Source organism: Pseudomonas sp. R5(2019), from assembly GCF_009905435.1.
Taxonomy (GTDB): Bacteria; Pseudomonadota; Gammaproteobacteria; order Pseudomonadales; family Pseudomonadaceae; genus Aquipseudomonas.
On sequence record NZ_JAAAMT010000030.1, the window covers coordinates 49,275 to 71,583 of the forward strand.

The 22,309-nt window shown below is 59.7% G+C and carries 17 protein-coding genes and 4 pseudogenes; 6 read left to right on the forward strand and 15 right to left on the reverse strand.

Features of this window, described 5'->3' with window-relative positions:
* Nucleotides 1–8 precede the first annotated feature (8 nt).
* Nucleotides 9–1,310 carry a dicarboxylate/amino acid:cation symporter gene (locus tag GUY40_RS18640; protein WP_166570379.1) on the reverse strand — a complete coding sequence of 434 codons (1,302 nt, stop codon included), beginning with the start codon at nucleotides 1,308–1,310 and terminating at the stop codon, nucleotides 9–11.
* Nucleotides 1,311–1,539: 229 nt separating this feature from the next.
* Between GUY40_RS18640 and GUY40_RS18645 the strand changes: the two genes are divergently transcribed.
* The 4 genes and pseudogenes from GUY40_RS18645 to GUY40_RS18660 all read left to right on the forward strand — a co-directional run bounded on the left by GUY40_RS18645 (nucleotide 1,540) and on the right by GUY40_RS18660 (nucleotide 5,480).
* Entirely contained in the window at nucleotides 1,540–2,451 is a 912-nt protein-coding gene (locus tag GUY40_RS18645; RefSeq protein ID WP_166570380.1) for a LysR substrate-binding domain-containing protein, read from the forward strand.
* A 219-nt stretch (nucleotides 2,452–2,670) separates the two neighbouring features.
* Nucleotides 2,671–2,907 (forward strand): annotated as a pseudogene (locus tag GUY40_RS18650) (hypothetical protein); the annotation flags it as partial.
* A pseudogene (locus GUY40_RS28395) lies at nucleotides 2,904–3,068 on the forward strand (formate dehydrogenase subunit delta); the annotation flags it as partial. The pseudogenes GUY40_RS18650 and GUY40_RS28395, both read left to right, overlap by 4 nt.
* Nucleotides 3,069–3,731: 663 nt before the next feature.
* The gene (locus tag GUY40_RS18660; RefSeq protein ID WP_166570382.1) at nucleotides 3,732–5,480 is read left to right on the forward strand and encodes a BCCT family transporter; all 1,749 of its coding nucleotides are present in this window, start codon (nucleotides 3,732–3,734) and stop codon (nucleotides 5,478–5,480) included.
* A gap of 48 nt (nucleotides 5,481–5,528) precedes the next feature.
* Here the strand turns inward: GUY40_RS18660 and GUY40_RS18665 are convergent.
* A pseudogene (locus GUY40_RS18665) lies at nucleotides 5,529–5,624 on the reverse strand (N-6 DNA methylase); the annotation flags it as partial.
* A 1-nt stretch (nucleotide 5,625) separates the two neighbouring features.
* Here GUY40_RS18665 and GUY40_RS18670 point away from each other — a divergent pair.
* Nucleotides 5,626–6,014 (forward strand): annotated as a pseudogene (locus GUY40_RS18670) (FCD domain-containing protein); the annotation flags it as partial.
* A gap of 105 nt (nucleotides 6,015–6,119) precedes the next feature.
* Here the strand turns inward: GUY40_RS18670 and GUY40_RS18675 are convergent.
* From GUY40_RS18675 to GUY40_RS18705, 7 genes are all read right to left on the reverse strand, one after another.
* Nucleotides 6,120–7,442 carry a DUF1329 domain-containing protein gene (locus tag GUY40_RS18675; RefSeq protein ID WP_166570383.1) on the reverse strand — a complete coding sequence of 441 codons (1,323 nt, stop codon included), beginning with the start codon at nucleotides 7,440–7,442 and terminating at the stop codon, nucleotides 6,120–6,122.
* 359 nt (nucleotides 7,443–7,801) lie between these two features.
* Nucleotides 7,802–9,466 carry a fatty acid--CoA ligase gene (locus GUY40_RS18680; protein WP_166570384.1) on the reverse strand — a complete coding sequence of 555 codons (1,665 nt, stop codon included), beginning with the start codon at nucleotides 9,464–9,466 and terminating at the stop codon, nucleotides 7,802–7,804.
* A gap of 51 nt (nucleotides 9,467–9,517) precedes the next feature.
* A complete protein-coding gene (locus tag GUY40_RS18685; RefSeq protein ID WP_166570385.1) occupies nucleotides 9,518–11,296 on the reverse strand; it encodes an acyl-CoA dehydrogenase C-terminal domain-containing protein in 1,779 nt (592 codons plus the stop codon).
* Between the two features lie 56 nt (nucleotides 11,297–11,352).
* Nucleotides 11,353–11,589: a hypothetical protein gene (locus tag GUY40_RS18690; RefSeq protein WP_166570339.1), complete on the reverse strand. Its 237-nt coding sequence runs from the start codon at nucleotides 11,587–11,589 to the stop codon at nucleotides 11,353–11,355.
* A gap of 59 nt (nucleotides 11,590–11,648) precedes the next feature.
* Entirely contained in the window at nucleotides 11,649–13,007 is a 1,359-nt protein-coding gene (locus GUY40_RS18695; protein WP_166570386.1) for a DUF1329 domain-containing protein, read from the reverse strand.
* A gap of 40 nt (nucleotides 13,008–13,047) precedes the next feature.
* Nucleotides 13,048–15,060 (reverse strand): DUF1302 domain-containing protein, encoded by a 2,013-nt coding sequence (locus tag GUY40_RS18700; RefSeq protein WP_166570387.1) that lies wholly within the window; start codon nucleotides 15,058–15,060, stop codon nucleotides 13,048–13,050.
* Between the two features lie 124 nt (nucleotides 15,061–15,184).
* Complete coding sequence (locus GUY40_RS18705; RefSeq protein ID WP_166570388.1) at nucleotides 15,185–15,751, reverse strand: alpha/beta hydrolase; 567 nt, start codon at nucleotides 15,749–15,751, stop codon at nucleotides 15,185–15,187.
* A gap of 216 nt (nucleotides 15,752–15,967) precedes the next feature.
* Between GUY40_RS18705 and GUY40_RS18710 the strand changes: the two genes are divergently transcribed.
* Nucleotides 15,968–16,990 (forward strand): AraC family transcriptional regulator, encoded by a 1,023-nt coding sequence (locus GUY40_RS18710; RefSeq protein ID WP_166570389.1) that lies wholly within the window; start codon nucleotides 15,968–15,970, stop codon nucleotides 16,988–16,990.
* Between the two features lie 252 nt (nucleotides 16,991–17,242).
* Here the strand turns inward: GUY40_RS18710 and GUY40_RS18715 are convergent, their stop codons facing one another.
* From GUY40_RS18715 to GUY40_RS18740, 6 genes are all read right to left on the reverse strand, one after another.
* Nucleotides 17,243–18,253: a YeiH family protein gene (locus tag GUY40_RS18715; protein WP_166570390.1), complete on the reverse strand. Its 1,011-nt coding sequence runs from the start codon at nucleotides 18,251–18,253 to the stop codon at nucleotides 17,243–17,245.
* Nucleotides 18,250–18,576: a Rieske 2Fe-2S domain-containing protein gene (locus tag GUY40_RS18720; protein WP_166570391.1), complete on the reverse strand. Its 327-nt coding sequence runs from the start codon at nucleotides 18,574–18,576 to the stop codon at nucleotides 18,250–18,252. Before GUY40_RS18720 ends, GUY40_RS18715 begins: the two co-directional genes overlap by 4 nt.
* Nucleotides 18,573–19,238, reverse strand: a complete 666-nt coding sequence (locus tag GUY40_RS18725; RefSeq protein WP_166570392.1) for a DsbA family oxidoreductase — start codon at nucleotides 19,236–19,238, stop codon at nucleotides 18,573–18,575. The genes GUY40_RS18720 and GUY40_RS18725 overlap by 4 nt, the downstream gene beginning before the upstream one ends.
* Entirely contained in the window at nucleotides 19,235–20,566 is a 1,332-nt protein-coding gene (locus GUY40_RS18730) for an MFS transporter (protein ID WP_166570393.1), read from the reverse strand. The genes GUY40_RS18725 and GUY40_RS18730 overlap by 4 nt, the downstream gene beginning before the upstream one ends.
* A 104-nt stretch (nucleotides 20,567–20,670) precedes the next feature.
* Nucleotides 20,671–21,723 (reverse strand): 3-keto-5-aminohexanoate cleavage protein, encoded by a 1,053-nt coding sequence (locus GUY40_RS18735; protein WP_166570394.1) that lies wholly within the window; start codon nucleotides 21,721–21,723, stop codon nucleotides 20,671–20,673.
* A 104-nt stretch (nucleotides 21,724–21,827) separates the two neighbouring features.
* A partial coding sequence (locus GUY40_RS18740) for a TauD/TfdA family dioxygenase (RefSeq protein ID WP_178117870.1) occupies nucleotides 21,828–22,309 on the reverse strand: 482 nt, incomplete at its 5' end.

A 22,309-nucleotide genomic window follows, 5' to 3' on the forward strand; every position in this document is an offset into this window, starting at 1 on the left:
CTTAACCCTCAAGCAACTGATACCGGACGTTGGGACTGAGCACCTTGGGGATGCTGTGCGCTATCAGCTTCCTCCGCTGACTCTTCGTGGGGTTCGGACTTCGCAACAACGGCTGTGGCGATACTATTGCCCACGACGTTGGTGGCTGTGCGGGCCATATCCAGAAACTGATCGATGCCGATGATCAACAGCAGGCCAGCTTCGGGAAGGTTGAACATCGGCAACGTGGCGGCGACGACGACCACCGAGGCACGCGCCACACCGGCCATGCCTTTGCTCGTGATCATCAACGTCAGCAGGATTAACAGCTGCTGGGTGAAACTCAGGTCGATGTTGTACGCCTGAGCAATGAACATGATGGCGAATGCCTGGTACATCATCGAACCATCGAGGTTGAACGAATACCCCAGCGGCAAGACGAAACTTGACACCCGCTTGGGCGTGCCGAATTTCTCGAGTGCCTCCATGGTTTTTGGGTACGCGGACTCGCTGCTGGCAGTGGAAAATGCAAGAAGGATGGGTTCGCGGATGAGCTTGCCCAAGGTGAAGACGGAGCGTCCAAGAAAAACGTACCCGGCCCCAAACAGCACCGCCCAGAGGATCAGAATCCCGATGTAGAACTCTGCAATCAACTTGCCGTAATCGGCCAACAGGCCAACGCCCTGGGTAGTGATAGCCGACGCAATAGCGGCAAAAACCCCAATGGGTGCAAAGGCCATGACGTAATCGGTGATCTTGAACATCACCTTGGCCAGCTCTTCAATGCTATCGGTGATCTTCGTGTAACCGGCGCGCTTGACGCCTGCCAGCGCAAAGCCGAAAAACAAGGAGAACACCACGATTTGCAGGATCTCGTTATTGGCCATCGCCTCGGCAATGCTGCGAGGAAACACGTGGCTGATGAAAACCTTGAGGCTGAAGTCGCCGGTGTTAACGACTACCGGAGCGGCCGCATTCTGGACAACCTCCATATTCAATCCAGCGCCAGGCTGAAACAGATTCACCAGGCCCATGCCGATAGCTAGCGAGACCACCGAAGCTGTGACGAACCATGCCATGGCTCTGAAGCCGATACGCCCTACCGAGCTAGAGTTGCCCATACTGGCGATCCCACCAACCAAGGTAGCGAACACCAGAGGCGCGATGATCATTTTGATCATGCGTAAAAAAATATCGGTGACCATTGAGAAGTAAGCTGCGATCTCTTTGGCCTGCTGCTCGCTCCCTGCGAATTGATGACACGCCCAGCCCACCAGCACGCCCAAGGCAATGCCAATTGCAATTCGGCGCGGAAGTTTATTTTTCTTCACGGAGCTTTCCTCAAGTGATTTTTGTGCTTTTTCTACTTGGCAGGAGACAAGTGTGTTGGGGCCGACGCTCTCTGGCGGCGACGTTATGTTCGAGATTCTAGGGATTGGTGCCAGAGGTCGTGATGAGTAATCACGATGGGCCTATGCGCTTTTGGAATAGTTTCTGAAAGGGCTGCTTGGACACTGCCGGGGCGCTATACACTGGCTGTTCGCAGCATGAGGTGCCGGTATGCAAATCAAATGGTTGGATGATCTTCTGGCGGTCGCCGAATGGAAGAATTTTTCTCGGGCGGCGGAGGTTCGCTGTGTGACCCAATCGGCTTTGTCGCGGCGTATAAAGTCACTTGAAGAATGGGTAGGTGCAGAGCTGGTGGATCGTGGCACCTATCCTGTCCAACTGACCCCTGCTGGCCGCACATTTTGTGAAGAAAGCCGCGAGGCATTGGCAGGGCTGATGAGGCTGCGCTCAAGCCTTCGCGAGGTGGAGCGGATGCCCGGGCGATCCATTCAGGTCACTGCCGGCCACAGCCTGTCGATGACATTCCTGCCGAAATGGCTGAAGCAATTTCAGCAGCACAACGAGCAATTCAATGCGCGGGTCGTTGCCGCCAACATCCACGATGCGGTCATAGCCCTGGAGGAAGGTAGTTGCGATCTGATGATCGTCTATCACCACCCCTTGGCGCCCATCCTTCTCGACTCGGAAAAGTTCGGGAGCTTGACCCTGGGTCATGACGCGTTTATTCCTGTGTGCGCACCTGTCAGCGATGGGACTGCGCTGTATCCCTTACCAGGCACCTCCAGCAAAACAGTTCCTCATCTCGCCTATACGGCTACGACTTTTCTAGGTCGTGTTGCCGACATCGTCATAAAGAATGGCCCGACTGCATGCATGTTGGAGCGGTGCTACGAGGCGGATATGACAATGCTGCTGATGCGAATGGCAGTCGAGGGATACGGAGTAGCGTGGCTACCCCAAAGCGCGGTCATCGACGAACTGCAGCGCGGGCAGTTGGTGAGAGCGGGTGGTGATGAATGGAGCACACGACTCGAAATTCGTTCCTACTGCTCAATTACCAATGAGAACCCTACAATGCGCAATCTGTGGAAGACTCTTGAAGGCGCTTCCCGCAATCTCTAGAGCCACTCCGCCATCTGATCAATTGCTCCCTGGCCTGAAAAACATCAGGCCAAGCGCATTAATGAAATCGCCGCATCGACTCATTCTGAAACGTCATCAACCGCTATTTTTTGCGTGGTAGTCTCGCCGCACTTTTGAGTTGGCACTGATCGTCGCACCGTCAATCAGTGGCTGAAGGACGTTAGGGTCTGAGTTTCAAGGCGGTGTAGTTCGGACGGTTACGCCCCAGGCGTGGTGTACACCACCTTCCACTTCCCTGACTCGGGGGCCAACGTCATCACCACCGACAACTCCGACTGGGCCACCAACTGCCCGGAGTACAAGGTCACCGCCGTGGAAGTCAGCCGCGTCTTCCACCCTTGCGAGTGGCAAAAACGCTATCAGACGTTCAGTGACAAGCAGAGACATCTGCTCAAGGAACGCCGCCAGGCGGAAAAAACTGAGGTACGTAAATGAGCACCGATAATCTGATCAAGATGGCCAACCAGATTGCCCAGTACTTCGCGAGCGAGCCGGAAAGCGAGCAAGCTGTGCTGGGTGTCCGGCAACACCTGCAGAGCTTTTGGACACCTGCCATGCGCAGCGAGCTGATGGCCTGGCAGATGGAGCAGTCAGGCCGGTCTGCCATCTGGCCTTACACTCGCCAGAAACCAGGGACTTACCCTGATTTTTGCGCTTTCATACCCTGTCGTTACTTCGCGCTAAAACGGGCTCAAGCAAGCAAGGCCCCTTGCTCAAATGACACCCATCCATCTTGACGGCAGAGCGCCTTTGTGCTGGATTGGCACGCAGCTGCCCTGCATTCGGCAACCACTACTGGATGACAAAAGCCCTTCAATTCTTGCTCTAACGGCCAATGATGAGTCGTTCCAAGGATGTGCCAGGTCGGTGCTGGATAGGTAAGGTGCTTTATGAGGGCAGGATAATCGCGCCTTGTAAACTATTCCCCCTGAGCGTCAGCCGAGCGACTGTTTTCAAGGCGTAAAAGAAGAGCAATATGCCGGTTTCATTTCAGCCAGATGGACTTGACGAACGCCGGGAAGGTCGCTGGTAAACCCAGCAGCCCTGCAATAACCAGACATCACCAGTCACGCCGCTCATGGCCCAATCGCGCATGAGGTGGACGGTACAAGGCAACACCTTCTGTAGTACGGCCCCATGTCCTGCCATTCGCCTCCAGGCTCGGTGTGACCTCGGTTATTCACAGTCAATAAGCACGGCAGGCACAAAAAACCACAAGCCAGCAGCATATAAGAAACCCACAAAGGGGCTTTAAAGTCATGGCAACGGAAGACAATGTTGAAACGCTGGCACTCGGCGTGACAGATCCATCGAAAACTGAAGAGGCAAAGCGGGATCGTCATCTTGAAGGCACGATTGATTGGATCGTTTTTGGTGTCACCAGCGTCATTGCAATCGCATTCGTCATTTGGGGATTCGTCAGTCAGGCAAGCCTCGCCGCCAGTGCCTCCACGGCGCAATCCTGGGTCATCACCCACTTCGGCTGGTTTTTCGTTTTGACCTCAACCTTGTTCGTCATTTTCGTACTTTGGCTGGCGGCGAGCAGGTACGGCAGGATCCCGCTGGGACGTGACGGAGAAGAACCCGAGTTCCGCACGGTTTCCTGGGTTGCCATGATGTTCAGCGCTGGCATGGGCATCGGTCTGATGTTCTTCGGCGTTGCCGAGCCTCTGTCGCACTACGTCACCCCTCCGCCCGGCTCTGCCACCGGGCAGTCGAATGAAGCAATGCAGGTGGCGATGGCGACCACGCTCTTCCACTGGACGCTTCATCCCTGGGCAATGTACGCCATCGTCGGGCTGGCCATCGCTTACGGTACGTTCCGGCGCGGGCGTTCGCAGCTTATTTCCGCGGCGTTTCGGCCGTTAATCGGCAAGCACGCCAACGGCCCCATTGGCCGCACGATCGACATGATGGCCATCTTCGCCACACTGTTTGGTTCCGCCGCCTCACTCGGCCTCGGCGCACTACAGATTGCGGGCGGTCTCGAATACAATGGCTGGGTCGAAAACCCGGGCAAGATCTTCTACATCTCGATCATCACCGTGCTGACCATCGCCTTTATCGCCTCGGCGGTTTCCGGTATCGACAAGGGTATCCAGTGGCTCTCCAACACCAACATGGTGCTGGCGCTGACATTGGCGATCTTTGTCTTTCTGGTAGGCCCGACGCTGCTGATGTTGAATCTGTTACCGACCTCGATCGGCGTCTACATCGACTTGTTGCCAGAAATGATGGCCCGTACCAGTGCCAGTGGTGGTGACCAGATGGACAACTGGCTGGCCGGCTGGACAGTGTTCTACTGGGCCTGGTGGATCTCCTGGACGCCCTTCGTCGGCATGTTCATCGCACGCATTAGCCGCGGGCGCACCATTCGCCAATTCGTCACCGGTGTGCTGCTGGTACCTAGCCTGGTAAGTCTCATCTGGTTCACCGTATTCGGCGGAGCGGGCATTGACGCCCTGCGTGAAGGCACCTACTCGCTGATCGAGGGGGCCGTGAACAGCAACTTTGCGCTTTATGAGTTGCTGGAAAGCTACCCGCTGGCCTCCGTGACCTCCGTATTGGTCATTATTCTAGTGGCAATCTTCTTCGTCTCCGGTGCCGATGCCGCCTCCTTGGTCATGGGTACGCTATCCGAGCACGGCACGACGGAACCATCACGTCCCACCGTGATTTTCTGGGGTGCACTGACCGGAACGGTTGCAGCGATCATGCTGGCGATAGGCGATCCACGAAACCCGGGTGCCGCCCTGACAGGCCTGCAGAATTTGACCATTGTTGTGTCACTGCCGTTCGTCATTGTAATGGCCCTGCTCTGCCTGGCGCTGTACCGCGACCTGCGCAAGGATCCGATGATGTTGCGTCATCTGCGAGGCACCGAGCTGATCGAGAAGGCCGTACTTTACGGCGCGGTAAAGCATGGCGAAGAGTTCTACATCGTCGTCAAAGAGAAAAAATCTTCCGTCAAGGACGCCCGTCCAGAACTAGAGGAGTCCAAATCCTGAATCCAGCCAGCCTGAGGGACTCGGGCAACGCACAATCAGTGCCTGTCGAAGCAGGTTGGTCTTGATGCTGGTGTAGGGGTTGAACACGCCATTGGGCAGGCGAACGATGGTGTGCAGGTTACACTCGGTCAGCAGCTTTTCCTTGGTGTCATTGCCCAGCGATGAGGAGATTCGCTCCCTGTTCGAAACCCGGCGGCTGATCGAGATTGGCATCGTCAGCGAACTGTGCCGCCGCCGCGACAACGCCGCCACGCAGGATTTGCGCGACCATCTGCTACTGGAAGATGAAGCGGCGCGGGAAGGCGATCATGAGCGGCTGATTCACCTGCTGGGCGAATTCCAATCAAGTTGGCGGCCACGCTGAACAACCCGGTGCTGCTGGACTGGTTCCGCAAACTGATCTCCCGCGCCTCGCTGTACGCCGCCGCGCTCGACGACGACAGCCACGACGCCTGCCGCGACAACGAGCATTTGCGCCTGATCGAATTTATCGAGTCGGGCAATCAAAGCGCGGCCATTGAACTGACCTGCATTCCAACTCCACCCATACGGGTACCGTCGGCCATCAGCTCGCAAGCAGGGGATGATCAACCTGCCGTTGTCCACATCATCCTTGATCATCGAATACTACCTATCAACTTAGCGAATGCCGACGCCCGCCATGGACTCCGGCGCCCACTGAGCCGTCGACAGCGGTTCGATGTACTTGATACCGCCGTGTGGGCCTACCACACCATTGATGTTGTAAGTGCCGCGCGCCAGATCGTAAGTCATGAAAGGTGTGGCATCCGGAACCTGCTTGTCATAGCTCTGGCTGAGGAAGGCGAAGGAACCACGGTAGAGCTGGCCGCGCGCGTCGTATTGGTCGGAGGCCAGAGCGGCCCAGCTGTCTTCATCCAGGTAGAAGCGGCGTTTCTGGTAGATGTGCTGTGCGCCGGCCTTGAGGTTGCCCTCCACGACCCAGACGCGGTGTTTTTCCCAGCGCACGAAATCCGGTGCAAGGTGGTTGGGGGTGGTCAGCGACTTGGGATCCTGGGCGTAGGTCAGCTTGTAGGTGTTGTAGGGCACGATCATTTCTTGCTTGCCCAAGAGCTTCCAGTCGTAACGATCCAGTGCGCGGGCGGTATGGGGGTTAGGCGTATCGTAGGCCAGGATTGATACCGATTTGATGCGGCGCTGGCCAGGAAGGTACTGCCAGCCTCGACCCGGCTGCTGCGTCGGGTTGACGGCGTTCTTAAGCATGATCGACTCGCCGGCCCGGCGCGCAGGGCCGGTGTAGGACAACTTCATCTGATGGTAAATTTCAGCGTTATCGATGGGCTTCGACAAGTTTTCGTACATCGGGAAGGAAATGAACGCCTCGCCGGTGACAACCAGGCTCGGCACGCCGGCCGCGTCGACACTCCAGGAGTCGTACTTGGAGTTGATGTTGACCCCCTGGTAGCGCAGCAGGAAGTTCCACATCGCCTCGGCGCCCGATTGCGGGATCGGGAACAGCACGCCGGGCAGTGCGTTGTCGATGGCCAACCCGCCTTTGAGGGATTTGGCGGCGGTGGCATTTTTCCGGCTGTTGTTCAGTACTGCCTGCGGTAGTGCTGCGGTGCGGTGGGTCGGATACACGTCGATGCGGTAGCTGGGGTAGCGCTTGGCCAGCTCCACCGTGGTGGCAGTGAGCATGCCCTTGTACTGGTCGACGTTCTTGCCATTGATCACCAGCAGCGGTTTTTCGCCGGCAAAAGGGTCCGGGCGCATGCTATCGCCGGTCTTGAAGCTGGCCGGAGCGGTCGTCAGGCCTCCTTCATAGGCTGGAATGGAACCATCGGCATTCCCAGCCTTTTCCGCTCCCACCAGGGTCAGGCTGGCGCCCAGCTTGGCGGCTTCCTGGCTCGACACGGATGCCTGAGCACCCATGGCCAGCGCCATGACCAACGAAGCAGCCACTCGACTTTTCACGAATTTCATTTTGTTATTCTCCTGCTTAGTGGACTAAGCATTCGACTGGCTCAATCGCCAGACGCTTTTATAGTGATGACATTAAGGACTCCTCATCCGCTGCGCTTTTCATTTGACGTCAGTTACTTTGCTATTGATGACAGTTTTGAAGCGATTCGAGTGCAACGATTTCTCGTATGCTGCCAACTCGTTACGGGTTTGTGCCTTGAGCTGGTCGAGCTCGGCCGCATTCTGCCCAAGCGTCTGCGGGGATCTCCGGTACTGCGGGATACTATTCAATGCGCAGCGCGGCTCTCCCCCCCCAAATAGAGGTCACCGGACCCTGCGCCGTACGGTTTGGCAATGCCGTACGGCGCAGGCTGTTTGCGTCAGCAGATATCCAGTGCCTGTTGGCTCAGTTCGTGTTCGCGGATCAGCCGCTTGTTGATTTTCCCGACACTGGTTTTGGGAATGTCGGCAACAATCCTGATCTGCCGGGGGATCGCCCACTTGTTGATGCGGCCGCTTTGAACATACTGGTCCAGATGGGCCTCCAGGATTTTCGCGTCAATACCTTCTCCAGGCGCGCAAACGACCAGGGCAATTGGCCGCTCCCCCCACCGCGGGTCAGGAATGCCCACCACCGCAACCGAAGCGACGGCCGGGTGTTCGCTGATCAGGCTCTCCAATTCCAGCGAGCTGATCCACTCCCCGCCCGTCTTGATGACGTCTTTGATCCGGTCCTTGATCTCCACCACACCCAGGGCATCGATCGAGGCGATGTCTCCGGTATGCATCCAACCGTTTTCCCAAAGCTGCGCGCCCTGCTCCGGCTCCTTCAGGTAGCCTTGGGTCAACCAGGGCGCACGCACCACGATCTCGCCCTGCGCCACGCCATCGTGAGGCGCGGCGATTCCGTTGGCATCGATGATCCGCAAATCGACCATCGGCACTGCAACCCCGGTCTTGGTGCGAGCAGCCAGTTGCGCTTGCGCCGGTTGTTCCAGATCCGACTCACGCAAGTGGGTCAAACACAGCAACGGGCAGGTCTCGGACATCCCGTACCCGCTATGGACGCGCATACCTCTTGCCGTCGCCTGGGCAGCGATGCCCTGGGTCAATGCACTGCCACCCAAGAGCATTTTCCAGCCACCGAAATCAGTCTGCGCCGCTTCATCACAACCCAGGATCATCTGCAAAATCGTGGGCACGCAATGGGAAAAGGTGACCTTTTCTTCGCGGTACAACCTGACCAGACTATTGGGCTCGTACCGCCCCGGGTAAACCTGCTTGATTCCCATCAGCGTCGCGACATAAGGCACGCCCCAGGCATGCACATGAAACATCGGCGTGATCGGCATATACACGTCGTCGGAGCGTAACAACGGCAAGCCCTGGTACACGCCCAGCGTGCCCACCGCATTGAGTGTATGCAGCACTAACTGGCGGTGCGTGAAGTACACGCCCTTCGGGTTTCCAGTGGTGCCGGTGGTGTAAAAAATGGTCGCCACCGAGTTCTCGTCGAAGTCAGGGAATTCGAAATGGCATGGCGCCTGCGCGACCAGGCATTCGTACTCCCCCACCACCGGCAGTTCGGTCGGTGTCGCACCGACATCACTGAGCTGGATATAGCCCTTGACGGTCGTCAGCTCCCCATGGATCTGCTCAAGCAAGGGCAGGAAATCATCGTGCACCAACACCAGGTCGTCCTCGGCGTGGTTCATGGTGTAGAGAACCTGCTCCGGGGACAGACGAATATTGACCGTATGCAACACCGCACCGATCATCGGCACGGCGAAGAAACACTCCAGATAGCGGTGACTGTCCCAATCGAGCAGTGCCACCGTATCACCGGCCTTTACGCCTGCGTTTGTCAGCGCGTTAGCCAATTGCTTGATTCGGTCGTTAAGCGTCCGGTAGCTGTAGCGCAGCTTGTCCGCGTAGACGATCTCCTGCTCAGGTGCGTAGCGCTCGCCCGAGAGCAACAGGCTTTTGATCAACAAGGGGTAGGTATACGCGCCTTGCGCAGGCGCGATTATTTTTGTTGTCACCAAGGTGGGTCTTCCTGATTTTTGTCAATTGGAGATTATCTCCAGCTCACTGGGTCAGAACTGCTCGGCATTGAGCAAGTCCAGCGATTCGCTACCGGCCTTGACCGATGCGGTCAACGAATGGACACGCGGCAACAGGCGGGCGAAGTAGAAGCGTGCGGTGCCGATCTTGCTGGCGTAGAAGTCGTCCTGGCCTTCCTTGCCCATCGCGGCCTTGGCCATCAACGCCCACATGTAGGCATAGGCGGTGTAACCGAATGCCTGCAGGTACTCCACGGACGCCGCTCCAATTTCATTCGGGTTGGTTTTGCAGCGATCCAGCACCCAGGCGGTCAACTCGTCGAGGTTGTCCAGGGCGGCATTCAACGGTTTGACGAACTCGGCGAGGCTGGCGTCGGCGGTGGCCATGAAGTGGCGGATTTCGTCCGCGAACAGCTGGTAGAACGCGCCGTCGGTCCCCACCACCTTGCGCCCGATCAGGTCCAGGGCCTGAATGCCGTTGGTACCTTCGTAGATCTGGGTGATGCGCACGTCACGCACCAGTTGCTCCTGGCCCCACTCACGAATATAGCCATGGCCGCCAAACACCTGCTGGCCATGCACGGTGGTTTCCAGGCCCAGGTCGGTGAGGAAGGCCTTGGCCACCGGCGTCAGCAGCGCCACCAGCTCCTCAGCGCGTTTACGCACAGTCGGATCTTCACTGTATTTAGCGGTATCGAGCTGCATGGCCACGTAGGTCGAAAACGCACGACTGCCTTCGTTGCAGGCTTTCATGGTCAGCAACATGCGGCGCACATCCGGGTGCACGATGATCGGGTCAGCGACCTTGTCCTTGGCTTGCGGGCCGGTCGGCGAACGGCTTTGCAGGCGATCGCGGGCGTACTCGATGGCGCTCTGGTAGGAACGCTCGCCACACGCCAGACCCTGGATGCCAACGCCCAGGCGCTCGTAGTTCATCATGGTGAACATGGCCGCCAGGCCCTTGTTCGGCTCGCCGACCAGATAGCCGACCGCTTCGTCGAAGTTCATCACGCAAGTCGCCGAGGCCTTGATGCCCATCTTGTGTTCGATCGAACCGCAGTTGGCCGAGTTGCGTTCGCCCAGGCTACCGTCGGCATTGACCAGAAACTTCGGTACCAGGAACAGCGAAATGCCCTTCGGTCCCGCCGGTGCGTCGGGCAGCTTGGCCAGCACCAGGTGGATGATGTTTTCGGTCAGGTCGTGCTCGCCACCGGTGATGAAAATCTTGGTGCCGCTGACTTTATAGGCGCCGTCAGCCTGAAGTTCGGCGCGGGTGCGGATAATGCCCAGGTCAGTACCGGCATGTGGCTCGGTCAGGCACATGGAACCGGTCCAGACGCCGGCATACATGTTCGGCAGGTAGGCGGCCTTCAACTCGTCGCTGGCGTGGGCCTTGATCGCAAGGCACGCACCGGCGGTCAGCATCGGATAGAGGCCGAAGGAAAGATTGGCCGCGCTGACCATTTCCTCGACTTGGGCGCCGATCACCTTGGGCATGCCCATGCCGCCATACGCCGGGTCCCCGCCTACGCCGACCCAGCCACCCTCGGCAAAGGCACGATAGGCTGCCGGGAAACCTGCCGGCGTGGTCACCACGCCGTCGCTCCAGGAACAACCCTGTTCGTCGCCACTGCGATTGAGCGGTGCGATGAGGCCAGCGGCAACCTTGCCGGCTTCCTCGAGCACGGCATTGGCGGTTTCTTCGTCCACCACATCGGCCATGGCCGGCAGGTCGGCCCACAACTTCGATACTTCAAAGACCTCATTCAGTACGAAGCGAATGTCACGCAGGGGGGCTTTGTAATCAGACATGATTCCAATACTCAGTCAAATTGAGGGCATCGCACATGCCCTGATCAGTAGAAGTGTCACGCGCTTGGGTAAGCGCAATAAAAATCCAACGGGCTATGCGTGGGCCTCGATTGGGACCCGGTCTTGCGCAGCAGGAACCAGGACAGGGCCGGAATCAGGATCAGCGCACCGATCATGTTCCAGAGGAACATGAAGGTCAGCACGTCAACGTAGCTGGCCGCCTGAGCGATTCCCTGCAACAGTGCCAGCGTGGCGCCCAACGCCAGCTGCACGCACTTCTTGAACGAACACATACGGCGTCCTCTTGAGGAAACTGCGCCGGGGGCACCGCGGCGTTCGAGTCACACTGCGCTTAGCGAATGCCGGCGCCCGCCAGGGACTCCGGCGACCACTGCGCCTTGGACAGCGACTCGATGTAGCGGATGCCACCATATGGGCCTACCACACCGTTGATGTTGTAGGAGCCGCCAACCAGGTCGTAGATCATGAAGGGCGTGGTATCGGGCACCTGCTTGTCATAGCTCTGGCTGAGGAAGGCGAAGGAACCACGGTAGAGCTGGCCGCGCGCGTCGTATTGGTCGGAGGCCAGAGCGGCCCAGCTGTCCTCATCCAGGTAAAAGCGGCGCTTCTGATAGACGTGCCGTGCGCCGACCTTGAGATTGCCCTCTACGACCCAGACACGGTGTTTCTCCCAACGCACGAAATCCGGTGCGAGGTGGTTCGGGGTGGTCAGGGTCTTGGGGTCCTGGGCGTAGGTCAGCTTGTAGGTGTTGTAGGGCACGATCATTTCCTGCTTGCCGACCAGTTTCCAGTCGTAGCGATCCAGTGCACCGTTGAACACGAAAACATCGTCGTAAGTGCCCGCACCTGCAGTACCGGGGTTAGGTGTGTCGTAAGCCAGATTGGGTGCCAGCTTGACGCGACGCTGGCCAGGCAGGTACTGCCATGCGCGGCGCGGTTGCTCCAGCGGGTTGGCCGCGTCCTTGAGCATGATCGACTCGCCGGCACGGCGCGCGGGGCCGGTGTAGTACAGCTTCATCTGGTAGTACACGTCGGCGCTGCTGATCGGCTGCGAAAGGTTCTCGTAGATCGGGTAGGAGATGAACGCCTGCCCGGTGGTGGCCAGGCTCGGCACGCCGGCCGAGTCGACGTTCCAGGAATCGTACTTGGAGGTGATGTTGACCCCTTGGTAGCGCAGCAGGAAGTTCCACATCGCCTCGCTGCCCGATTGCGGGATCGGAAACGGCACGCCAGGCAGTACGTTGTCGATGGCCAACCCGCCTTCAAGGGACTTGGCGCCGCTGGCATTCTTCAGGCTGTTGTCCAGCACCGCCTGCGGCAGGGTGACGGTGCGATGGGTCGGATAGACGTCGACACGGAAGCTTTCGAAGCGCTTGGCCAGCTCCACCGTGGTGGCAGTGAGCATGCCCTTGTACTGATCGACGTTCTTGCCATTGATCACCAGCAGCGGTTTTTCGCCGGCAAAAGGGTCCGGGCGCATGCTGTCGCCGGCCTTGAAGCTTGCCGGGGCCGTGGTCAGACCGCCGGCATAAGCGGGAATGGAACCATCGGCGTTAGCGGCCTTTTCGGCACCCACCAGGGTCAGGCTGCTGCCCAGCTTGGCCGCATCCTGGGCGGGTACGCCAGCGTGTGCCTGAGCGGTCACGATCATGGCCAGGAAAGCGGCCAGCAGGGTTTGCGCGAATTTCATTTTTATTTTCCTCCTGCTTAATTGCTAAGCAATGGGTGAATCAAAAGGTAGTTTTCAGTGTCAGGTACAGGGCGCCACGGTCTTCGGTGGTCGCACCGCCGCCCGAGAAGGCTGAATAGCCACCGGCGTAGCACGCATAATTTTCATTACCGCTGAAGGCGTTCGGCGTGGAGCCATCGCCACTTCCAGAATTTGCAGCGCCGCTACCGACACCGCTCACCTCGCACTTGTCCGCCTTGCCGAAGGCGTCCACGTACTTGAGGTCGACAAAATATTTGTTGTAAATCGCAGCGCCGATGCCGACCGCATAGTTGCCGGTATCTTCCGCGCCACCGCCGGACACGGGTGATACACCGTCCAGGCCCACGTTGACGGACATCGGCATGCTCATGTCCACACCCGGGAACACCTGGTACCAGGTCGGGGTGAAGTTGACCGCGATGCCCCAGTTATCCCGGGTCGGTGCATCGATGCCGCGGTAGGTGCTCTTGCCCTTGTAAAGCGCCTCGTTCTTGCTATCGAGCTTGAGCAGGTTGCTGTAATACAGCTCGGTGAGCAGCACGGCAGAGTCGAACAGCGGCGTCTTGGGAATGGTCATCAGGCCGTTGATCGTCCAGTGCAGCGTGTCGCCGGTGGCGCTCATGCTGTCGCCTTTTTCCGGGGTGTCGTAGACGATACCGGTGGCAGCCGTACGAGGGGGCAACAGGCCCAGACCGTTACCCACGCTCAACGGTGAGGTGGAACTGAGCACGGCCGGGATACTGGCCAGCGGCATGTTGTGACGGATGTTGAGGTCACTGCCGACGCTGATGCCGGCGATATCCTTGGACAGGCTCAAGCCAAAGACGTCGATGTCGTCGCCATAGGCCAGTTGATACGTGGCGGTGCCCAGCGAGTTCAGCGTATTGACCACAGCCGGCCCCATGCCCGCTGGCGGCGTACCGTTGGGATTGGCCGAACTCAGGCCAGTGCCGTTGAGCCAGGCCTGAGGCAGGATGTCCGAGGTCTTGCGGTAGTAGACACCCAGGGTTCCGTCCAGCCATGGTGGCGACCACTTGGCCATCACGCCCCAGTCACCGTGCTTGTCCGGTCTCAGATCATGGCCACGACGCACATTGATCACCGCATTGCAGGGCGCCAGGCCACAACCCAGCGGGCTTCCAGGGATCACGGCATTGGTGTTGCCGAGCAGGAACGATTGGGCGCCGAAACCCAGCAGGTCGGAACCGCCATTGTAGGTACCGGCCTCAGGCAGGCGGGCGGCATTCCAATCCAGGAAATACTGGGCGCCCACGGTCAATTCGGGATTGACGATGAAGGTCATCGAAACCTGGTTGCGTGGGACGAACAGCTCCTTGGCCTCGGTACCGGGCGAATTCGCCAGCTTGGCCAGGTCAAGGCCGGACTGGCCATAGCTGATCGAATGCACCGGGTTCAGAATCGTCTCGCCCCAAAACACGTTGTGTTGCCCGGCCTTGGCACTGAACAGGGACTCTTCACCCACTTCGGTGCTGTAGAACACGAAGGCATCGAGAATCTCGCCGGAGGGGCCGGTGTAGTAACGCTGGGCATAGTTGCTCAGGTGGGGGCTGCCATTGCCGACGTTGTCCCCGGTGACTGGAGCAAGACGTGGGTCGTTGGCGACCAGGCCCGAGGTTTGGCCATTGCCATTGACGAAAGGATTGGAATTGGAACCGGTGTTTTCATACGCCTTGTCGTACCAGCTGGCGGCACTGACGCGAAAGCCCATGCTGCCTTGATAGACCACATCCATCTCGGTCAACAGGTCAATACGGTGGGTGATATTGGTCCCGGACTTGCGGAAGTTGTAGTCGCCGTCGTTGCTGTTCGGCGTCCCCAGCATGCGCTTGTCGGCGCTTTCGGTGCGCACGCCGTAGTTGTACTTGACGGTGTTGTCCAGGCGCACGGACCAGTCGGGGTTGCCGGTTTCGAATTCGAATCCATGGGCAGCCGAAATGGAAGCGGCGAGAATGGCCAACGCCAGCAAACTTCGGCGCGAGGGTGTGTGGCTACGATTCTTATCGTTAGGCATTACGTGTCTCCGCCTTTTTGTATTTGTTTTTAAGCGCAGCCGTTCGTGCGCAAGCCCCGGTGAAAGAGCTGCGTTTTCAGCAGTTAGAGTAGTTGCCGGACGCTGCGTCCAGGCAGGTATCTGACTAGCGATCCAGTTCCAGAATGAATGCTTCGGCTTGCGGCCAGTGGCCAAAGCCCGAAGCCGGGTTGAGGTGGCCGACTTCACCAAGATTGACCAATTCGCTGTCCCAGGCGCGAGCCATGCGGGTGACGGACTCCAGGCTGGCCAAATGATCGTTGCTGCTGCCGGCGACTATGCTGCGAAAAGGCAGCACGCCTGTGGGCAGAGGATCCCAGCCATTGGCTCGCAGGGTTTCAGGGGTCGGATAACCTTGCGGCCAGCTGGCATCGAGGTCGGGCGGCGCGGCCAGCAGAGCGCCCTTGATCGGGCGACTGTGCCTGGCGGCCCAGTGCGCCACCATCAGCGCGCCGGCGCTGTGTGCAACCAGAATCACCCGCCCTTCGATCTGCGCAAGTTCGTGCTCGATGGCCCGGACCCGGGCGGCGCAGTCGAGCTTGTCGGCTTCAAGCGGCGGCACGCTGCGCACTTTGCTCAATCGGGCCTCGAGCAGCGTTTGCCAATGCTCGGCAACATGCTCGCGCAAGCCCGGTACGATCAGAACGGTTGCGGCAGTTTGTAGTTTGTCCACTTGAACACCTTCGCCTTTCGATGACTCGACTGGCGGATGCGCCAGAAGCTTTTTGTAGTACCGACATTAAAGAGCCCCCATCCGGTGCGCTTTTCATTTGACGTCAGCCGCTTTTCTTTTGATGACAACCTGAAAATTGCCCTGGCTCGGTGTCAAACAGTTTGCTGGATATAGTCAGCGACGCTTATTTCCACCGGAACCACTACAGGAAACGCCATGACAAAGCTCGTTCGCGCCGCCGTCTTGACCAACTACCTTGAAGTGGCCCAGTACCTGGGGTTGAACTCACAAGCTCTGCTGGCCGATGTCGGCCTGAGCAAAGCCCTGTTGCAAACCCCCGAGCACCGTATTCCCATCGACGCGTCGGTGCGCCTGCTGGAAAACTCGGCCTGCGCCAGCGATTGCCAGTTCTTTGGCCTGAGCATGGCCGAGTCGCGCCAGCTCTCGGACTTCGGTGTCGTCAGTCTCCTGCTCACCCACCAACGGACGTTGCGGGACGCGCTGCAGGTGCTGGTGCATTACCGCCACCTGATGAACGATTCATTGGCAATCTTTATCGAGGAAGCGGGCAAGATGGTGATCATCCGCGAGGAAGTGGTCACCGAGTCGCCGATGCCCTGCAGGCAAGCCAATGAGCTGGCCATCGGCGTGATGTTCCGCCTGTGCGCTGCCCTGCTCGGTAAGCATTGGCACCCCTACAGCGTCAACTTCACCCACCAGCCTCCCGATAACCTGCAGCTGCATCGCCGGCTGTTTGGGTGCAAGCTGGAGTTCGGCAGCGAATTCAATGGCATTGTCTGCCCCGACGCCGACCTGGACGTGGCCAACCCCCATGCCGACCCCGAGATGGCACGCTACGCCCAACGCTATCTCGACTCGCTACAGAGCATCGACGGGCCGTCGATCCTGTTCGAGGTGCGCAAGGCGATCTACCTGCTGCTGCCCATGGGGCGCGCCACCATCGAGCAGATCGCACAGACCCAGGGCATGAACGTACGCACCTTGCAGCGTCGCCTGAAAGAGGACGACTGCACCTTCAACGACCTGATCAACGAAGTTCGCCGTGATCTGGTGCTGCGTTACATGGAGAACCCGAATTATTCGCTGGGGCAAGTCGCCGACATGCTGGGCTATTCCATGGCGAGTTCCTTTACGCGTTGGTTCATTGCGCAGTTTGGAATGCCGCCTGCGTCCTGGCGCAGTGCGCAAAAAACTCACACGCTCAAGAGCGACAGCTGAACAAAAAAGATTTTTCAGACGTTAACATGCGCAAGATCTCCAGATCGCCGGGGAGTCCCTGCGGGACTCCAGCGCAGCCTGCGACAGCGGCTACAGAGATTTGCAAGGCCCATAAAAAAACGGGCGGCTGCCGTCACAGCCGCCCGCAAAGGAACCGGCGCTTGTGGCCCCGGTCGAGCGCCCCACTGCGCCATGAAGTCAACGCAGTGCGGCTCTGCTAGCGCAAGATTTGCAGCTTTTGGCTGCCACGGTTTACAACCCCCAATGCAACAACAGCAGCACCAGGGCGACGAGGAATACCGTTTCCCCCATCATCAGCAGGATCGGCTTGATGCCGACCGCAGCGAGCTCCTTGAGCTGGGTCTTCATGCCCAGTGCACTGATGGAAACCACCAGGCTCCAGCGCGACAGTTCGTTGATGGAGCCCTGTACCGCCGGAGCCACCCAGCCGGTACTGTTGACGCAGGCCAGAACCAGGAAACCGACGGCAAACCAGGGCAGCAGCGGCGGCCGTTTGCCGGTCGGGTCGGCACCTTGCATACGGGTGATCATGGCGGCGCAGAGGATCACCGGCAGCAGCATGGCGACGCGCATCAACTTGACCACCGTGGCGGTATCGCCTGTTTCGGTCGACATGCTGTAGCCGGCACCGACCACCTGGGCGACATCATGGATGGTGGCGCCGAGGAACACCCCGGCGACTTGCGGCGACAGCTCGAACCAGTTGGCGATCATCGGGTAAACGATCATCGCCGCCGTAGACAGCGCCGAAACACCGATCACGGTGAACAGCGTGGCGCGCTCTTTCTGCGGGTGGTTGGGCAGCGCCGCCGCCAACGCCAACGCAGCCGAAGCACCGCAGATCGCGGTGGCTCCGCCGGTGAGCATGCCGAACAAGCGCTGGAAGCCCAGGGCCTTGGCCGCCACCACCGAAACGCCAATCGTCACCACCACCAGGATCACCACCAGAGCGAACGGCTTCCAGCCGAGCGCGGCGATCTGTTCCAGGGTAATGCGCATGCCCAGCAGGGCTACGCCGATACGCAACACGGTACGCGCGGTGAATTCGATGCCAGCCTTGCAACTGCTGTCGCCGGAGAGGAAGTTCAACGCCATGCCGAGCAGCAGGGCGAACAACATGACCGGCGCACCGTAGTGTTCGGAGAGGAAGGTCGCCGCCGCCGCGACGATCAGGCTGACGATAAAACCGGGCGCCAGTTCGCGCACTCGGCTCTGGATGCGGGTGAGAGCAATAGCGCTCATAGCGCGGACCCCTCTGGAGCGATAACGATGAATGCCTGGCCGTCGACGACCTCGACCGGGTAGTTGGCGACCTTGAGTTTGGTCGAGTTGAGCAGATAGCCACTGGACAAGTCGAAGCGCAGGCCATGGGCACAGCACTGGATCACCCGTCCATCGAGGCGCCCACCGCAGAGCGAGGCGCCCTGGTGCGGGCAGCTGTCGTCGATGGCATAGAGCGCCCCCTCTACGTTGAACAGCGCCACGCTCCGGCTATCGAATTCGAAGAGCGTGCGCCCCCCGGCCTGCGGAACTTTGTCGGCAGGCACTTTTACACGCGAGTTCATGACGGCTGCTGCTCGGGTTCGTTATGCAATAGCGCTTCGCACATCGCACTGAGCAGTGCTTCGGCAGGCTGTGCCCCGGCTATCGTCAGCTGACGGTCGAAATAGAAATAGGGCACGCTGCTGACGCCTCGTGGGGTGCTGCCGACAAAGGGGCTGGCGTCACCCCGCAAGCAGTCGGCAACGGCAGCGCGGTCGAAGCCGCAAGACTCGGCGATGGCCATCAAGGTGGCACTGCAACCCAGGTCCTCGCCGTCATGGAAGTAGGCGGCGAACAGGCGTACGAGCAAGTCGTCACGCTGGCTCGGGGTGCCAAGTGCGGCGGCACGCTCCAGCAGGCGATGGGCATCGGCGGTATTGGGCATGTTGACGATACCGCTCAGGTCGATGGACAATCCGATCGCTGCGGCGGCCTGCTGTACCTGGGCCTGGCGCTGGCGCACGGCCTCGGCGCTACCCAGTCGATTCAGGTAGAACGCGGCGAAGGGCTCGCCCCGCGCCGGCAGATGCGGCAGCAACTGAACACCCTGCCACGCCAGTTCAACCTCGACATCTGGCTGCAGGCTGCGCAACTGGAGCAATGCGCGCTCCAGTTGGCGCTTGCCGATCAGGCACCATGGGCAGATGAAGTCGAAGAACACATCGATACGCAAATTACGACTCACGATTTCACCTCGAACGCCGCTCCGCTGGCTGTGTCATTGACGCGCTCCCCCATCAGGCGAGCAATGTCGTTGTGGTAATGGCGCCTGGCATAGAAGAACACCGCGGCCGCCGCGATGCTGACCAGGGGCACCAGCTGGAAGGCTGCGTGCAGGCCGATGGCATCGGACACCCTGCCGGTAATGAACGGCCCAGGGGCCAGACCCAGCATGTTGTTGGCCAGCGTCAACGTGGCGAAGGCTGTGCCGTGGACCGAGTAGTGCGTTAAGTTGGCAACCATGGCCCCGGCAGGGCCGGTGATGCCTGCGGCAATCAGCATTCCCAGGCAGATCAGCGCCAATTGCGCGGGCCCGGCCGACAGGGCGAACGCCAGCGACAGCAGCAGGCAGCTGCCCAGGCAGTAAGCGATGGCCAGGGCGACTTTGCGCTCCGGCGATTGGCGACACAGACGGTCGCTGAGCATGCCACAGAGAATCATCCCCGCACCGCTGCACAGCACAATGATCGCCGCTACACCACCGGCCTTGTCCGTACCCATTTCGTAGTAGCGGTTCAGGTAACTGGGCATCCACACAATCACGGTGCCGCCGACGAACAGCTGCAAGCCGCTGCCGACATAGGTCGCGATCACCGAACGGCTGGAAAACAGCGTGCGCAACGGTCGCTTGATCGCTGTCGCGGCCTTGTTCGCCGCCTTTGCAGCTCGCTGCGGGGCGATGCGTGCTTCCTTGACGATCATCGGATAGAGCGCCGCCAGCAGCAGACCGAACAGCGCCATACCGGCGAATGACCAGCGCCAGCCGAGCTTCGCGGCAATCGCACCGCCCAGGGCCATGCCCAATACCGACCCGAACATGCCGCCGGCCATGAAGGCACTGGCGAGCGTTGCACGCATGTGCCTGGGAAACACGGAGATCACCACCGCGATGCCGACGCTGCCGTATGCGGCCTCGCCGACGCCGACCAGGAAGCGGGCGACAAACATCTGCTGGTAGTCCTGCGCCAGGGCGCAGCCAAGGGTGGCCAGGCTCCACAGCAGCGCCATCAGCGCCAAGCTTTTGACCCGACCGAAGCGATCGGCCATCAGCGACAGGGGAATCGTCAGTAGACCGACCATCAAGGCGACAATGCCGCTGAGCAGGCCGAGTTGGCCGTCGCTCAAAACCCATTCGCCCTTGAGCATCGGGAACACGGCGTTGAGCACCTGACGCGACATGTAATCGGAAATCAACAGGCCGAAAGTCAGCGCGAAGACGACCCAGGCGTAACGGCGTGCAATACCGACAGAGGGATCCTCATCAGCGTCTGCTGTGCTGGGGTGAAAGGCCATGCTGCCTCCTCAAAGCTTTACTGCTATTTATTTTTATATGGCTAGTCGAGCTTGTTCCCATCGAGCGGGGGCGAGAAGCCGTCAGCCCCCCGCCCCACTTCCGATCAGCCGCGCTGGGGCACGCCTTTCTGACCGGCCTTACGGTTCGGCGCCATGCCGTTGGCCAGCAGCGTTTCTTCGATGCTTTGATACTGAACGCCGATGCGGTAGATCTCGCGCGCTTCCTTGCCAGTGGCGATTTCGCGACCCAGTTCATGGGCGACGCGCACGGTCTGCTCGATCTGTTGCACGGAGGTGAAGCGCTTGCCTTTCTGGTCGATGATCGTGTCTTCGATACCTACCCGTGGGTGCAGGCCCATGGCCAGTGCCATGGTGTTGAACGGCAACACGTTCTTCAACAACGACTCGGCCGTCAGGGTGCAGCCGTCCGGTGCGCGGTGGATGAAATTGAAGAAATTGAACGGATTGGGGCCATCGAAACCACCACCGATGCCGATCCAGGTCAGGTTCAGCGGCCCCCTGTAGACACCCTTGCGCACCAGGCGCTCGAGGGTCTCCATCGCATGCATGCCGGTCAGTTGGAAATGCGGCTGCACGCCGGCCGCCATCAGGCGACGCAAGTGCTCTTCGACCCAGGCCGGGCCGGCCGGCACCGTCATTTCGCTGTAGGCGGCCTGATAAGCCGGGTTGGCCAGCGAAGTGCCTTCCAGGTATTCCGGATAGAGCAGCTCCATGATGTTCATCTGGGTGGTGTTGATGGCCACGGTGACCTGGTCTGGCTTGGGCGTCAGCTCGGCCAGCATGTGGCGGGTGTCGTCGCTCAACCACTTGGCCGCTTCGCCATCGCTTTCGGGCGCGAAGGAAATCGAACCACCGACCTGGATGATCATGTCCGGTACGGCTTCACGCACCCCGGCAATCAGCTCGTTGAACTTGGACAGGCGCTTGGAGCCCTTGCCGTCCAGTTCACGCACGTGCAAGTGCAATACGGTGGCACCGGCATCAAAGCAATCGACCGCTTTCTGCACCTGCTCGCCCATGGTCAGTGGAATGTCTTCGGGGAAGTCTTCCGGCATCCATTCAGGACCGTATGGAGCGACGGTAATGACCACCTTCTCCATGTTTTCGGGGTGCAGGGAATCGTCGAAGAATTGCATGAATTACTCCTTTTATTATGGTTATCCGCCCGGCGGGGTTTGCCGGAGCAGGCGGATGTATACGTGCAGGTGAGGCCTTCAGTAGAGGTTGTTCACCGGGGTTTTCAGTAGGTCTTGTCGCCCATGATGCCGGCGCGCTCCATCTTGCGATGGCAGGGTGGGTAATCCATTACGGCGTAGTGCTGGGTGCTGCGGTTGTCCCAGATGGCGATGCTGTTGGGCTTCCAGCGCCAGCGCACTTGATACTCGGGGATGTACGCCTGAGTGATCAGGTAGCGCAGCAGGTCGGCGGCGCCCGGGTTGGCGTCCTGGCCGTAGCGCACGCGATCGGGGGTATGGAAGTTGCTGAAGTGGGTGGTGAAGGCGTTGACGAACAACACCTTCTCGCCGGTTTCCGGGTGGGTGCGCACCACCGGGTGCTCAGCGTCTGGATACAGGGCCTTGAGCGCCAAGCGCTTGTCGATCGGCATGGCCGCGCCAAAGCTCGCCTCGATGCTGTGACGGGCCCGAAGACCTTCGATCTTCGCTTTCACGTCGTCCGGCAGACGCTCATAGGCCAGCACCATATTTGCCCACATAGTGTCGC

Excerpts from the sequence above, each read along its gene's own strand:
- GUY40_RS18645 (WP_166570380.1), top strand. The coding sequence starts at position 1,540 with ATGCAAATCAAATGGTTGGATGATCTTCTGGCGGTCGCCGAATGGAAG.
- GUY40_RS18660 (WP_166570382.1), top strand. The coding sequence starts at position 3,732 with ATGGCAACGGAAGACAATGTTGAAACGCTGGCACTCGGCGTGACAGAT.
- GUY40_RS18675 (WP_166570383.1), bottom strand. The coding sequence starts at position 7,442 with ATGAAATTCGTGAAAAGTCGAGTGGCTGCTTCGTTGGTCATGGCGCTG.
- GUY40_RS18685 (WP_166570385.1), bottom strand. The coding sequence starts at position 11,296 with ATGTCTGATTACAAAGCCCCCCTGCGTGACATTCGCTTCGTACTGAAT.
- GUY40_RS18690 (WP_166570339.1), bottom strand. The coding sequence starts at position 11,589 with ATGTGTTCGTTCAAGAAGTGCGTGCAGCTGGCGTTGGGCGCCACGCTG.
- GUY40_RS18695 (WP_166570386.1), bottom strand. The coding sequence starts at position 13,007 with ATGAAATTCGCGCAAACCCTGCTGGCCGCTTTCCTGGCCATGATCGTG.
- GUY40_RS18700 (WP_166570387.1), bottom strand. The coding sequence starts at position 15,060 with ATGCCTAACGATAAGAATCGTAGCCACACACCCTCGCGCCGAAGTTTG.
- GUY40_RS18710 (WP_166570389.1), top strand. The coding sequence starts at position 15,968 with ATGACAAAGCTCGTTCGCGCCGCCGTCTTGACCAACTACCTTGAAGTG.
- GUY40_RS18715 (WP_166570390.1), bottom strand. The coding sequence starts at position 18,253 with ATGAGCGCTATTGCTCTCACCCGCATCCAGAGCCGAGTGCGCGAACTG.
- GUY40_RS18720 (WP_166570391.1), bottom strand. The coding sequence starts at position 18,576 with ATGAACTCGCGTGTAAAAGTGCCTGCCGACAAAGTTCCGCAGGCCGGG.
- GUY40_RS18730 (WP_166570393.1), bottom strand. The coding sequence starts at position 20,566 with ATGGCCTTTCACCCCAGCACAGCAGACGCTGATGAGGATCCCTCTGTC.
- GUY40_RS18735 (WP_166570394.1), bottom strand. The coding sequence starts at position 21,723 with ATGCAATTCTTCGACGATTCCCTGCACCCCGAAAACATGGAGAAGGTG.